At 71.9% G+C, this 13,640-nt stretch carries 10 protein-coding genes; 7 read left to right on the forward strand and 3 right to left on the reverse strand.

Annotation, left to right across the window (positions count from 1 at the left end):
- Positions 1–590: 590 nt before the first annotated feature.
- Complete coding sequence (locus RWM17_RS06845; protein ID WP_314102258.1) at positions 591–2,423, forward strand: ABC transporter ATP-binding protein; 1,833 nt, start codon at positions 591–593, stop codon at positions 2,421–2,423.
- The gene (locus RWM17_RS06850; protein ID WP_314102259.1) at positions 2,420–4,387 is read left to right on the forward strand and encodes an ABC transporter ATP-binding protein; all 1,968 of its coding nucleotides are present in this window, start codon (positions 2,420–2,422) and stop codon (positions 4,385–4,387) included. Before RWM17_RS06845 ends, RWM17_RS06850 begins: the two co-directional genes overlap by 4 nt.
- 24 nt (positions 4,388–4,411) lie before the next feature.
- Here RWM17_RS06850 and RWM17_RS06855 read toward each other — a convergent pair whose 3' ends face one another.
- From RWM17_RS06855 to RWM17_RS06865, 3 genes are read right to left on the reverse strand one after another with little or no spacing between them, the layout of a single operon-like run.
- Complete coding sequence (locus tag RWM17_RS06855) at positions 4,412–4,828, reverse strand: hypothetical protein (RefSeq protein WP_314102260.1); 417 nt, start codon at positions 4,826–4,828, stop codon at positions 4,412–4,414.
- Between the two features lie 34 nt (positions 4,829–4,862).
- Positions 4,863–5,255, reverse strand: coding sequence for an MGMT family protein (locus RWM17_RS06860; protein WP_314102261.1), 393 nt, complete (start codon positions 5,253–5,255; stop codon positions 4,863–4,865).
- Positions 5,252–5,725 carry a GNAT family N-acetyltransferase gene (locus tag RWM17_RS06865; protein WP_123547763.1) on the reverse strand — a complete coding sequence of 158 codons (474 nt, stop codon included), beginning with the start codon at positions 5,723–5,725 and terminating at the stop codon, positions 5,252–5,254. The genes RWM17_RS06860 and RWM17_RS06865 overlap by 4 nt, the downstream gene beginning before the upstream one ends.
- An 89-nt stretch (positions 5,726–5,814) precedes the next feature.
- Between RWM17_RS06865 and RWM17_RS06870 the strand changes: the two genes are divergently transcribed.
- The 5 genes from RWM17_RS06870 (at position 5,815) to RWM17_RS06890 (ending at position 13,616) form a co-directional block, all read left to right on the forward strand.
- Complete coding sequence (locus tag RWM17_RS06870) at positions 5,815–7,083, forward strand: ROK family transcriptional regulator (RefSeq protein ID WP_314102262.1); 1,269 nt, start codon at positions 5,815–5,817, stop codon at positions 7,081–7,083.
- A 147-nt stretch (positions 7,084–7,230) separates the two neighbouring features.
- Positions 7,231–8,610, forward strand: coding sequence for an extracellular solute-binding protein (locus tag RWM17_RS06875; RefSeq protein WP_314102263.1), 1,380 nt, complete (start codon positions 7,231–7,233; stop codon positions 8,608–8,610).
- A 2-nt stretch (positions 8,611–8,612) separates the two neighbouring features.
- Complete coding sequence (locus RWM17_RS06880) at positions 8,613–9,593, forward strand: sugar ABC transporter permease (protein WP_314102264.1); 981 nt, start codon at positions 8,613–8,615, stop codon at positions 9,591–9,593.
- 8 nt (positions 9,594–9,601) lie between these two features.
- Positions 9,602–10,432: a carbohydrate ABC transporter permease gene (locus tag RWM17_RS06885; protein ID WP_192040784.1), complete on the forward strand. Its 831-nt coding sequence runs from the start codon at positions 9,602–9,604 to the stop codon at positions 10,430–10,432.
- Between the two features lie 94 nt (positions 10,433–10,526).
- A complete protein-coding gene (locus tag RWM17_RS06890) occupies positions 10,527–13,616 on the forward strand; it encodes a glycoside hydrolase family 38 C-terminal domain-containing protein (RefSeq protein ID WP_314102265.1) in 3,090 nt (1,029 codons plus the stop codon).
- Positions 13,617–13,640: the final 24 nt, after the last annotated feature.

A 13,640-nucleotide genomic window follows, 5' to 3' on the forward strand; every position in this document is an offset into this window, starting at 1 on the left:
GCGCCACCTTGAAGTCCCCGGGGGCGGGGAACTTCTCCCACTGCGCGGGCGCCCCCGCGGCGCCGGCCGCCCCGCCCCGGGGGGCGGGGGCGTCCGGCGTCCGGCGTCCGCCGGCCGTGGTGGCACGCACGCGCCGCTCCCTCCGCCCGCGCGCGGGCGGCCGCCGAGACACCTGTCGCGCATCTTCTCCTCGCTCGCCCTTGCGGGGGAGGCGCCAGCACACATATCCTGAAAAGCTGCTCACAGCCGGTCGCTCGCGACTGACATGACGGACGAACGACGACCTGCACAGGAGGACACGATGAACTCGACGCTGACCACGGTGGCCTCGGCCCCCGCCGGTGCCCTCGTGCCTGCCTCCCGCTCCTCCGTCGCCGCCCGCCGGGCAGCCCGGACCCTCGTCGGCTAGGCCGACCGGGACGCACGCCGGGCTCGCCGCCGGCACCGCACCTCCTCCACCCGAGCGCCTCGTGCGCTCCGTATCAGGGTCGCCGCCGTGCCCTCCCCAGGGCACCGGGCCGCGACTCCCTCCCCAGTCGGTCGCCGCCGTGACGGCACCGACGCTCCAGATCACGACACTTGGATCAGCCATGTCCCCGAAGTCCCCTCCGCCCCCGTCCGCGCCGCAGCGTCGCCCGTCGACGCTCCGTGCGCTGATGCGGCTCTACCCCTACGCGAAGCCGGCCATCCCGCGCATCGTGCTCGGCGCCGTCGCCGCGCTCGCCGCCGCCGTCGTCGCCCTGCTCATCCCCGCCGTGCTCCAGCTGCTGGTCGACGGTCCGCTGTCGAGCGGCGACCGTGCCCAGGTCTGGCCCGCCTTCGCCGTCGTCCTCGGGCTCGGCATCGTCGAGGCCGTCATGATCGGCCTCCGTCGACGCCTCGTGCTCACGCCCAGCACCCACGTCGAGGCGTCGATGCGCAACTCGCTCTACGCGAAGCTGCAGGACCTGCCGGTGGCGTTCCACGACCGGTGGCAGAGCGGCCAGCTGCTCAGCCGGTCGGTCAGCGACCTCTCGCTGATCCGGCGTTGGCTCGCGTTCGGAGTCGTGCTGCTCGTCGTCAACGTCCTGACGATCGTCGTCGGCTTCGCGGTGCTCTTCTTCTACAGCTGGGCGCTCGCGCTCCTGTTCATGGTCGCGTCGATGCCGGTGTTCTTCGTCAGCTTCGCGTTCGAGAAGCGCTACTCGATCGTCGCGCGGCGCAGCCAGGACCAGGTCGGCGACCTCGCGACCAGCGTCGAGCAGAGCGTGCACGGCATCCGGGTGCTCAAGGCCTTCGGCCGCGGCAAGCACTCGCTCGACGAGTTCGCCAAGCAGGCCGACGACCTGCGCGGCACCGAGATCGAGAAGGCCCAGGCGATCAGCCGCCTGTGGTTGTGGCTGCTGCTCGTGCCCGACGTCGCCTTCGCCCTCTGCCTGCTCGGCGGCATCTGGCTGGCCGCCGACGGTCAGCTGACCGTCGGGCAGCTGTTCGCGTTCTTCGCGACGGCCACCGTGCTGCGGTGGCCGGTCGAGTCGATCGGGTTCCTGCTCTCGATGACCTTCGACACCCGCACGGCCGCCGACCGTTTCTTCGAGGTGCTCGACAGCGAGAACGCGATCACCGACCCCGAGCGACCGGTCACGATCGAGACGCCGGAGGGGCGGCTCGAGTTCGCCGACGCGCACTTCCGCTACCAGGACAGCCCGGCCCAGTACCCGGACCTCGTCAACGGCGTCGACCTCGTCGTCGAGCCGGGCGAGACCATGGCCCTCGTGGGGCTCACCGGCTCGGGCAAGACGACGTTGCTCGCGCTCGTCTCGCGGCTCTACGACGTCACGGGCGGCAGCGTCCGGATCGACGGCGTCGACGTGCGCGACCTCTCGCGGCAAGAGCTGCGCCGCCTGGTCGGCATGGCCTTCGAGGACGCGACGCTGTTCAGCGCCTCCGTCCGCGACAACGTGCTGCTCGGCCGCCCCGACCTCGCCGACGACCCTGCCGAGGCCGACCGCGTCATGCGAGAGGCCCTCGACATCGCCCAGGCCGACTTCGTCGACCGCCTGCCCGACGGCGTCGACACCCGTGTCGGCGAAGAGGGGCTGAGCCTCTCGGGCGGGCAGCGCCAGCGGCTCGCCCTGGCGCGCGCCGTCGCGGCGCGTCCCGCGATCCTCGTGCTCGACGACCCGCTGTCGGCGCTCGACGTCGACACCGAGGCCCGGGTCGAGGCCGGCCTCCGCCGGGTGCTCGCGTCGACGACCTCGTTGATCGTCGCGCACCGTCCGTCGACGGTCACCCTCGCCGACCGCGTCGCCCTGCTCGAGAACGGCAGGGTCACCGCGGTCGGCACCCACTCCGACCTGCTCGCCACGAACGAGCACTACCGCTGGGTGATCTCGTCCCTCGACGACGACACCACGCCCGCCCGAGAGGAGGTGCTGGCATGACCGAGCAGACGACGCACGACCAGGCCACGCGCCGCACCGATGACGCGCCCGACGGCGCGGTCCGCGACGACGGCATGGTCGACGGCACCGGGGGCGGCCCCGCCCACGAGGCCCTCGACGGCCGCACCCCGGCCGAGAAGCGGGCCGAGCAGGGCTCGACGACCCAGGGCGTCCGGGGCGAGGAGCGCGACGACTTCACCAAGGCCGAGAGCAAGCGGCTCCGTCGACGGTCGCTGCGCCTCCTCGGCTCGCTGATCCGTCCGCTGCGCTGGCGGCTGGCGCTGATGGCGGTCGTCGTCATCGTCAGCACCGCCTCCCAGGTGGCCGGCCCCGCGCTGATCGCGTTCGGGATCGACACCGCCCTGCCGGCGCTGATGGACCGACAGGACTGGGCGCCGGCGATCCTCGTGGTCGTCGTCTACCTGGTGACCGGCGTGCTCGGCGCCGTGCTGATGGCGCAGTACACGGTGCTGTCGGCGCGGATCAGCCAGGCGATCCTGTTCGACCTGCGCAAGCGGCTGTTCCTGCACACGCAGCGGCTCAGCCTCGAGTTCCACGAGACGTACACGTCGGGGCGCATCATCTCGCGCCAGACGAGCGACCTCGACTCGATCCGCGAACTGCTCGACTCGGGCATCAACCAGCTCGTCTCGGGCCTGCTCTACATGGGGTTCACCGCGATCGCGCTCGTCAGCCTCGACGCGCCGAGCGGGCTCGTGCTCGCCGTCGCGCTCATCCCGCTGATCGCGCTGACGCGGTGGTTCCAGGTGCGCTCGCAGAAGCTGTTCCGCGCCACGCGCGTCGCCAGCGCCCGGGTGATCGTGCACTTCGTCGAGACGATGACGGGCATGCGGGCGGTGCAGGCGTTCCGCAAGGAGGCGCGCAACGAGAAGGAGTACGCGGGCTACGTCGAGGAGTACCGCCAGGCCAACTCGAAGGTGTTCACGCTGTTCGGCACCTTCGACCCCGGCCTGGTGCTGATCGGCAACGCCACCCTCGCGGCCGTCGTGCTCTTCGGCGGGTTCCGCGTGATCGACGGCTCGCTCGAGATCGGCGCCCTGCTCGCGGCGGCGCTGTACGCGAAGCGCTTCTTCGACCCCGCAGAAGAGATGGCCATGTTCTACAACGGCTACCAGTCGGCCTCGGCGGCGCTCGAGAAGATCTCGGGCGTCCTCGAGGAGGAGCCGAGCGTGCCCGACCCCGAGTCGCCCGTCGACCTGCGGCACGCGAAGGGCGCCGTCGTCTTCGACGACGTCGAGTTCGCCTACTCGGCCGACACGGTCGTGCTGCCCGAGTTCGACCTCGACGTGCCCGCAGGGCAGACCATCGCGCTCGTCGGTTCGACCGGCGCCGGCAAGTCGACGCTGGCCAAGCTCATGTCGCGGTTCTACGACCCGACCCGCGGCCGCGTCACGCTCGACGGCGTCGACCTGCGCGACCTGCACCCGAAGGACCTGCGGCGGGCCATCGTCATGGTCACGCAGGAGGCGTACCTGTTCTCGGGCTCGGTGGCGGACAACATCTCGCTCGGCAAGCCCGACGCGACGCGAGACGAGATCGAGCGCGCCGCCCGCGCGGTCGGCGCTCACGAGTTCATCGTGGCGCTGCCCGACGGGTACGACACCGACGTGAACAAGCGCGGCGGGCGGGTCTCGGCCGGGCAGCGTCAGCTGCTGTCGTTCGCGCGGGCGTTCATCGCCGACGCGGCGGTGCTCATCCTCGACGAGGCGACCGCGTCGCTCGACATCCCGTCCGAGCGCATGGTGCAGGAGGCGCTGCAGACCCTGCTCGCCGACCGAACGGCCGTGATCATCGCGCACCGGCTGTCGACGGTGGCGATCGCCGACCGGGTGCTCGTCATGGAGCACGGTCGCGTCGTCGAGGACGGCACGCCCGCCGACCTCATCGCCGGCACCGGGCGGTTCGCGCAGCTGCACGCGGCCTGGCGCGACTCGCTCGTGTAGACCGTCCTTGGTGCGCGGCGGGCGTCAGCCCCGCCAGGCCCAGACCGTGCCGTCGTCAGCGACGACGGTCCAGTCGCCGCAGCTCCAGCCGGCCGTCGGCGTGGGGTCGGGCAGCCACGCCGGAGACAGCGGCGGGGCGGCGGTGACCGGCTCGACGGCGGCGCAGCCCGCGGCGTCGGCGGGGGAGGCGGCGCTGTGGAACGTGAGGACCGCCTCCTGCGGTGCCTCGCGACGCGCCACCGCACGGATGTCGACCGCATCGCTCGGCACCCAGGCGTCCAGCACGAACGAGCGCGTGCCCGCCTTCGGCGCGTCGCCGTAGCGGTCGAACTCCCACGTCTTCTCGTCGGAGCCGAGGCCCACGGCCGAGCAGGAGGAGGCGGTGACGCAGACGACGGCGGCGACGGCGACGGCGGCGGCGAGACGGGGGAGCGAGGGCATGCTCCGATCGAAGCGCCTGGCAGCCGCGGGCGCGTCAGCCGAACGGGTCGACCGGCTCGTCCGACAGGCTGACGTCGGGCCACCAGGAGGCGCGCTCGAGGTCGACACGGACCGTGCCTGTCCGCGACCACGACAGGGGCGTCCCCTCGGCGCGCCAGTGCTCGAGCGCGCGCTGGCCGTGACCCTCGGGGGCGTGCCCGGATGCCTTCACGATGCGCCACCACGGCAGGTCGGAGCCCGCGTGCGCCATCACCTTGCCGACGCCGCGCGACGAGCGCGAGCCGACGGCCGCCGCCACCGAGCCGTACGACATGACCCGCCCCTCCGGCACGGACTCGACGACCGAGACGACGCGCGAGACGAAGTCGTCGCCCGGCGAGGCGTCGTCGGGAGGGCCGTCGTCGGGCGCAGCTGCCCCCGGGGTCACTCGCCCTGCGGCGTCGGGCTGATGGTGAGCGCCGCGAGGTGCTCGCCGTACGGCGTCTCGCCGACGACCTCGAAGCCGATGTGGGCGAAGAAGCGCTCCGGACCGTCGTCGCCCGGCTCGTAGATGACGGTGAGCGTGTCGAAGCCGCGGCTGCGCGCCTCGCCTGCGAGGGCGTGGATCGCGAAGCGACCGACGCCGCGGCCCTGGTGCTCGGCCGAGACGTTGACCCGCCAGATGCAGCTGCGCAGGGACTCGTCGTCGGCGTCCGCGTCGAAGTTGCCCATGATGAAGCCGACGACCTCGTCGCCGTCGAGCACGACGCGGGGCCACGCCGTGGTCGGGTTCACGTACGCCTCGGCGATCGAGTGCGAGACCGGGGCCACGTACTGCTCCTGGCCCGGCTTCAGCGTCAGGTTGTTGGCCGCCACGACGGTGGCGGCGGACAGGGTCTCGAGGCGCAGGTCCGACATGGCCTCAGGGTAACGGGGCACCCGGCCGGGCACCACCGTCGAGGGTGGGAGGATCGGGGCATGCAGACCGACCGTGGCCCGGCGAAGCCGTGAGGCGCGGCACCAACCTCCCGGCCGTCGGCGGCTACAACCGCTCGGTCGTGCTCGACGCGGTGCGGCGTGAGTCGGCCGGGCTCAGCCGGACCGAGATCGCCGAGCGCACCGGCCTCAGCCCTCAGGCGGTGACGAACGTGTCGCGACGGCTGCTGGACGCCGGCCTGATCCGCGAGAGCGGCACCGTCATCAGCGGCCCGGGCAAGCCGCGCACCATGTTGCAGCTCGAGCCGGGAGGCAGCTTCGCTCTCGGGGTCCACGTCGACCCCGCGGTCGTGACCTACGTGCTGCTCGACCTGCACGGCACCGTGGTGGCGCACGCACAGACCCCCACCCCGTCCGCGTCGCGGCCCGACGAGGTCGTCGGGTTGATCGCCCGGACGGTGGACGGGCTCGTGGCGGACTCCGGCGTGGACCGCGCGCGCCTCCTCGGGATCGGCATCGCGGCGCCGGGGCCGATCGACGTCGAGGACGGCGTCGTCCTCGACCCGCCGATGCTGCCGCGGTGGCGGCACGTGCCCCTGCGCCGGGCCATCGCCGAGGCGACGGGGCTGCCCGTGCTGCTCGAGAAGGACGTCGCCGCGGCTGCCGTCGCCGAGCTCTGGTTCAGCGACGGCGCCTCCCGGCGCGACTTCGCCTTCGTCTACTACGGCACGGGCTTCGGCACCGGCCTCGTCATCGGCCGCGACGTCGTGCGGGGGTCGAGCTCGAACGCGGGCGACTCCGGACACGTGACCGTCGCCTCCTCGGGTCGGCGCTGCACCTGCGGTCGGATCGGCTGCGTGGGCGAGCTGATCACTCCCCACGCGCTCGTGCGCCAGGCGGTCGAGGCCGGCGTGCTCACGGCGGACGACCTGCGGGTCGACGTGCTCGACGCCGCCCGCTCGGAGGGCGACCCCGACGACCTGCACCGCATCGAGGAGGCGCTGGTCGCGTTGGCGGGCAAGGCCGCGGACGGCGACGAGGGGGCCCTCGAGATCCTGCACGAGGCTGCGCGGCACCTCGCCCGGGCCGTCGTGGTCGTGCTCAACCTGCTCGACCTCGCCGAGGTCGTCTTCGGCGGGCCGTTCTGGCACGTCGTCGCCCCCTGGGTGCTCCAGGTGCTGCCGGAGTCCGTGCGGTCGTCGGCCGCGCTCATCGCCAAGCACCCGATCGCCCTCGAGCAGTCGGCCATCGGCACGGACGTCGCGGCGGTGGGGGCCGCCTGCCTCGTGCTCGACCACGCCTTCTCGCCCAGGCCGTCGGCGCTGCTCATCTCCGCCTAGGGGCGGGCGTCGGGCGCGGCGGACCGGGGCCCTCGGTCGAGGGTCACAGCTCGGTCACGACGTCTTGACAAGCAATAACTCCATACGGTGTAGTAACTCCCACGGACCGGCGACGACGCCGGTCGAGCGATGGAGCAAGGGAGCACCATGACTCGAACGACGAACACCCGACGACGTCGCGTGCTGGCGGTCGCCGCCGCAGCGACCACCACCGTCCTGCTGGCCGCCGGCTGTGCCGGGGGCAGCGGCGGAGGCGACGAGGACACGCTCAAGGTGGCGTACCAGAAGTTCGGCACCTTCACCCAGATGGATGACCACATGAAGGCCGTCGCCGCGGAGTTCGAGGCGGCGAACCCGGACATGACCGTCGAGCTCGTCCCCATCGCCGGCCAGAACGACGACTACTTCACGAAGCTCGCCCTGATGAACCGCTCTCCCTCCACCGCCCCCGACGTGCAGTACGAGGACACGGCGAAGCTGAAGAGCGACGCCGCGGCCGGGTTCCTCCTGCCCCTGGACGAGTACGCCGAGGCCTGGGACGACTGGGACATGTTCTACGACAACGCCAAGGAGGCGGGGGTCGGCGAGGACGGCAAGCTCTACGGAGTCCCGATGGGCACCGACACGCGGGCGCTCTGGTACAACAAGGAGCTCTTCGCCGCAGCCGGCCTGCCCGTGCCGTGGGAGCCCGCCACCTGGGACGACGTCCTCGACGCGGCCGCGACGCTGAAGCAGGCCTCCCCGGACGTCGTGCCCTTCAACATCTACTCCGGCAAGCCGCAGGGCGAGGGCGCCACGATGCAGGGCTTCGAGATGCTGCTCTACGGCACCGAGGGCGGCACCCTCTTCGACGACGACGAGGGCAAGTGGGTCACCGGGTCGCAGGGCTTCGTCGACTCCCTCGGCTTCATCGAGGACGTCTACCAGGGCGGGGTCGGCCCGACCCCCGAGCAGGCGCTCGACACCAACATCGCCACGATCGTCGGCGGCGAGTGGCTCCCGCAGTCGAAGGTCGGCATCGCCCTCGACGGGTCGTGGCTGAGCGGCACCTGGCTCGAGACGGGCACGAACCCGTGGCCGGAGTGGAGCGAGGTGCTCGGCCAGGCGCCCATGCCCACCCAGGACGGGCAGGCTCCCGGCGCGGTCAGCATGTCGGGCGGCTGGACCCTCGCGGTCGGCGCGAACAGCGCGAACCCCGACAAGGCGTTCGAGTTCATCGAGCAGTCGCTGAGCAAGGAGGGCTCGCAGTCCTACGACATCGCCGCGAGCCAGATCGCCGTGCGGAGCGACGTCGCCGAGGACCCGGAGTACGTCGCCGCGAACCCCTCGTTCGAGTTCTTCTCGTCGATCGTCCCCGTGACGCACTTCCGCCCCGCCACCACCGACTACAACCGCATCTCGAGCGAGATCACCATCGCGATGGAGGCGGTGATGACCGGCCAGCAGAGCCCGGAGGAGGCGGCGGCCGCGTACGACGAGGCCCTGGTCGGCATCGTCGGCGAGGACGCGACGGTCGAGGCCGACTGACGATGACGACCCTCGCTCCTGCCCCGGTCGGTCGCGACGGCGACCGGCCGGGCGGCCTCGGCGCGGGGCCGGGAGGTGAGCCGTCCGGTCGCCGGGCGGGCGCCTCCCGGGCCCGTGCCCTGCGCACCGCCGGACGCACCGTCCCGCTGGTGCCCGCGATCGTGCTGCTCGCGATCTTCCTGCTCGGCCCGGTCATCTCGTCGTTCTACGGGTCGTTCACCAACGCCTCCCTGACCGGCTACGCCGCCGGCGGCTCGGAGTTCGTCGGCTTCGCGAACTACCGCGAGCTGTTCGCCGACCCCGACTTCCCCAAGTCGGTGCTGCTCACGCTCGCGTTCGTGTTCTTCTCCGCCGTGGTCGGGCAGAACGTCGTCGGACTCGGCGTCGCCCTCCTGATGCGCTCGGCGAACAAGGGCGTCCGCGCCGTCGTCGGCACCTTCGTGATCGCCGCCTGGGTGCTGCCGGAGATCGTCGCCGCGTTCGTCGCGTACGCGTTCTTCAACGACGGCGGCACGCTCAACACGATCCTGGCCGGGCTGGGGATCACGGGGGCCAACTGGCTCTACACGTTCCCGCTGATCTCGATCATCATCGCCAACATCTGGCGCGGCGCCGCCTTCTCGATGCTGGTCTACTCGGCGGCCATCCAGGAGGTGCCGCCCGAGATCACGGAGGCGGCCGAGATGGACGGCGCAGGCGGCCTCAAGCGCCTGGTCTACATCACGCTGCCGGCCATCCGTCGCAGCATCTCGACGAACCTCATGCTCACGACCCTGCAGACGCTCTCGGTCTTCACCCTGATCTTCGTCATGACCGGCGGCGGCCCGGGCACCGACAGCTCGACGCTGCCGATCCTCGCCTACCAGGAGGCCTTCCGCTTCTCGCAGCTCGGATTCGGCACCGCGATCGCGACCATCATGCTGCTCGTCGGGGCGGTCTTCTCGATCATCTACATCAGGGCGCTCAAGCCGGAGGTGGACTGACCGTGGCCATGACCTCGCCCAGCGGCCGGCGGCTCGCGCTGGTCTCGAACCTCGTCCTGGTCGTCGTGGGGCTCTGCTTCGCGGTGCCGCTCGTCTGGCTCGTGCTCGCCTCCGTCGACACGGACGCGTCCCTCTCGGCAGCGGTGCCCGACGAGTTCACGCTCGACAACTTCCGGCAGGTGCTCACGCCCGAGATCTCGTTCATCCCGCTCGCGAACAGCCTCGTCCTGTCCGGGGGCTGCGCGTTGATCACCGTCGTCGTGGCGATCCTCGCCGCGTACCCGTTGTCGCGGTACCGGATGCGGATCAACAAGCCGTTCCTCTACGGCATCCTCTTCGGGACGTGCCTGCCGATCACCGCCATGATGGTGCCGGTCTACAGCCTGTTCGTCTCGCTCGACCTGATCGACTCGATCGGCGGCACCGTGTTCTTCCTGGCGGCCTCCAGCCTGCCCATGGCGATCTGGATGTCGAAGAACTTCATGGACTCGGTGCCCATCTCGCTCGAGGAGGCGGCCTGGACGGACGGCGCGTCGATGTTCTCGACGCTGACGCGCGTCGTCGTGCCGCTCATGCGGCCCGGCATCGCGGTCGTCTTCATCTTCGTGTTCATCCAGGCGTGGGGCAACTTCTTCGTCCCCTTCATCCTGCTGCTGAGCCCCGACAAGCAGCCCGCCGCCGTCAGCATCTTCAACTTCTTCGGACAGTACGGCTCGGTCGCCTACGGCCAGCTCGCGGCGTTCTCGATCGTGTACTCGGTGCCGGTCATCGCCCTCTACGTGCTGGTGTCGCGCACCCTCGGCGGATCGAACGCCCTCGCCGGCGGGGTCAAGGGGTGATGTCGCTCCTCCACGACCGCCCCTGACCTGCCCTCGTCCCACCGGATCACCGAACCTCCGCGCGCTCGTGCGCGCCGACAAGGAGACTCTCCCCATGCACGACAACACCGCCCTCGTCGAGGCCCGCATCGACCGCTTCGTCCTCGACCGGATCACGCCGAACATCTACCGACGCGCCGCGCCGCTCACCGTCGAGGCGTGGGAGGTGCCGGACGAGCCCGTGCCCTTCGCCGAGGCCGTCCGTCAGCAGTACGTGCCCTTCGTCCCCGGCACGCCGTGGAGCCGGCCGTGGGGCACCACCTGGTTCCGGGTGACGGGCGTCGTGCCCGAGGGCTGGGGCGCCGACCCGGCCACGGCGCTCGAGGCCGTCGTCGACCTGGGCTTCAGCACACGTCAGCCCGGCTTCCAGGCCGAGGGGCTCGTCTGGCGTCGCGACGGGACGCTCGTGAAGGCCATCGAGCCGTACAACGGCTACGTGCCGCTGGCGCTGGTGGGCGGCTCGGCCTCGCCGGGGGCGCCGATCGAGTTCTTCGTGGAGGCGGCGTCGAACCCCGACGTCGGCGGCAACTTCTTCTACCTCGAGACGCCCATGGGCGACAAGGCGACCGCCGGGACGGCACCGATCTACACGCTCCGGACACTCGACCTCGCCGAGAGGGACACCGTGGTGTGGGAGCTCGACCGCGACATCTGGACGCTGCTCGGCCTGATGCGGACCCTCGACCCCGGCACTCCACGGCGACACGAGATCCTGCGCGCGCTCGAGCGGGCGTGCGAGGTCGTCGACCACGACGACGTCGCCGGGTCCGCGGTCCTCGGGCGCGAGGCGCTCGCGGGCGTGCTCGCGTCGCCCGCCGCCGCCAGCGCCCACCGCGTCGTCGCGACCGGCCACGCGCACATCGACTCGGCCTGGCTCTGGCCCGTCCGCGAGACGCAGCGCAAGGTGGCGCGCACCTTCTCGAACGTCGTCGCCCTGATGGACGAGGACCCGGACTTCGTCTTCGCCGCCTCGAGCGCCCAGCAGTACGCGTGGGTGAAGGATCGCTACCCCGACCTCTTCGCCCGCATGAAGGAGAAGATCGCCGAGGGCCGGTTCGTGCCGGTCGGCGGGATGTGGGTCGAGTCCGACACGAACATGCCGGGAGGCGAGGCGCTGGCCCGTCAGTTCGTGGCCGGGCACGCCTTCTTCCGGCGCGAGTTCGGGATCGAGTGCGACGAGGTCTGGCTGCCCGACTCGTTCGGCTACACGGGCGCCATGCCGCAGATCGCCCGCGCGGCCGGTGCCCACTCGTTCTTCACGCAGAAGGAGTCGTGGAACGAGACCAACCGGATGCCGCACCACACGTTCCTGTGGGAGGGCATCGACGGGAGCCGGGTCTTCACGCACTTCCCGCCGGTCGACACCTACAACTCCGACCTCTCGGCGGTCGAGCTGGCACACGCCGAGCGCGAGTACAGCGAGAAGGGCGTCTCCAACGTCTCGATCGTGCCGTTCGGCTGGGGCGACGGCGGCGGCGGGCCGACCCGAGAGATGATGGCAGCCGCGAGACGGGCCGCCGATCTCGAGGGCTCGCCGCGCGTGACCGTCGGCACCCCCGCCTCCTTCTTCGCGCAGGCCCGTGACGAGATGCCCGACCCGGCGGTCTGGTCGGGCGAGATGTACCTCGAGTTCCACCGGGGCACGTACACCTCGCAGGCGCGCACGAAGCAGGGCAACCGCCGCAGCGAGCACCTGCTGCGCGAGGCCGAGCTGTGGTGCGCCACCGCGGCCGTCCGGGGCCTGCTCGACTACCCGTACGACGAGCTCGACGAGCTCTGGCAGACCGTCCTGCTGCTGCAGTTCCACGACATCCTCCCCGGCTCGTCCATCGCCTGGGTGCACCAGGACGCCGAGCGGAACTACGCCCGGGTCGCCGAGCAGCTCGGTGCGTTGACGGCCAGGGCGCAGGAGGTGCTGGCCGGGCAAGGCGACGTGGCCGTCGCCTTCAACGCGGGCCCGGTCCCGCACCGCGGGGTGGCCGCGTCGTCCGCGGCGGTCGTCGACAGCAGCGGCGCCGCCGCCGTCGCCGCGGCCGGCTCGACGGCGACCGGCGTGGTGCTCGACGCGGACGGCGACGGCTGGGTGCTCTCGAACGGGCTCGTCAGGGCCGTCTTCGACTCCGACGGGCTCGTCTCGTCGCTCGTCGACTCGACGTCCGGGCGTGACCTCGTCGCTCCCGGCGCGAGGCTCGGGCTGCTGCAGATCTTCCGGGACACCCCGAACCAGTGGGACGCGTGGGACATCGACGCCGTCTACGTCAACGCCCGCACCGACCTCGTCGACGCCGTGTCGGTCGAGGTCGACGGGGTGTCGCTCGTGGTGACGCGGACCACCGGCACGTCGACGATCGTGCAGCGCTGGGCCCTCGAGGAGGGCGAGGCGGAACTGCAGCTGGTGACCGAGGTCGACTGGCACGAGAGGCAGAAGCTGCTGAAGCTGGCCTTCCCGCTCGACGTGCACGCCGACCGCGCGGCGTCCGAGGTCCAGTTCGGGCACGTTCAGCGCCCCACGCACTCCAACACCTCATGGGACTTCGCCCGCTTCGAGACGGTCGCCCACCGGTGGGTGCACGTGGCCGAGCCCGGCTTCGGGGTGGCCGTCGCGAACGACTCGACGTACGGACACGACATCACGCGCTCGACCCGGGACGACGGCGGCACCACCACGCTCGTGCGGCAGTCGCTGCTGAGGGCGCCGGTGTTCCCCGACCCGCACGCCGACCAGGGCCGCCACGTGCTGCGGTCGACCGTGCGCGTCGCGCCCGACGTGGTCGACGCGCTGTCGGCCGGCTACCGGCTGAACCTGCCGCTGCGTACCGTGTCCGGCTCCGGCGGGCCGGTCGCGCCGCTGGTCACGTCGTCGTCGCCGGCGGTGGTCGTGGAGGCGGTCAAGCTCGCGGAGGACCGTTCGGGCGACCTCGTCGTCCGGCTCTACGAGGCCAGGGGATCGAGGGCCGCGTCGACGATCGGGGTCGACGCGTCGGCGGCGCTCGGCGGGGCCTGGCGGACGGACCTGCACGAGCGCGAGCTGGGCGTCGACGGAGCCGACGTCCCCGGCGCCGCGCGGTGGACCGCAGGGGAGCCCCTCGAGCTGACGCTTCGCCCGTTCGAGATCGTCACCCTGCGCTTCGCGCGCCGGGGCTGAGGCTCCGCCCGGGCCCGCTGGCGG

Source organism: uncultured Frigoribacterium sp. (genome assembly GCF_963515265.1).
In the GTDB taxonomy this organism is placed as follows: domain Bacteria; phylum Actinomycetota; class Actinomycetes; order Actinomycetales; family Microbacteriaceae; genus Frigoribacterium.

Excerpts from the sequence above, each read along its gene's own strand:
- RWM17_RS06890 (WP_314102265.1), top strand. The coding sequence starts at position 10,527 with ATGCACGACAACACCGCCCTCGTCGAGGCCCGCATCGACCGCTTCGTC.
- RWM17_RS06845 (WP_314102258.1), top strand. The coding sequence starts at position 591 with ATGTCCCCGAAGTCCCCTCCGCCCCCGTCCGCGCCGCAGCGTCGCCCG.
- RWM17_RS06885 (WP_192040784.1), top strand. The coding sequence starts at position 9,602 with ATGACCTCGCCCAGCGGCCGGCGGCTCGCGCTGGTCTCGAACCTCGTC.
- RWM17_RS06875 (WP_314102263.1), top strand. The coding sequence starts at position 7,231 with ATGACTCGAACGACGAACACCCGACGACGTCGCGTGCTGGCGGTCGCC.
- RWM17_RS06850 (WP_314102259.1), top strand. The coding sequence starts at position 2,420 with ATGACCGAGCAGACGACGCACGACCAGGCCACGCGCCGCACCGATGAC.
- RWM17_RS06855 (WP_314102260.1), bottom strand. The coding sequence starts at position 4,828 with ATGCCCTCGCTCCCCCGTCTCGCCGCCGCCGTCGCCGTCGCCGCCGTC.
- RWM17_RS06880 (WP_314102264.1), top strand. The coding sequence starts at position 8,613 with ATGACGACCCTCGCTCCTGCCCCGGTCGGTCGCGACGGCGACCGGCCG.
- RWM17_RS06865 (WP_123547763.1), bottom strand. The coding sequence starts at position 5,725 with ATGTCGGACCTGCGCCTCGAGACCCTGTCCGCCGCCACCGTCGTGGCG.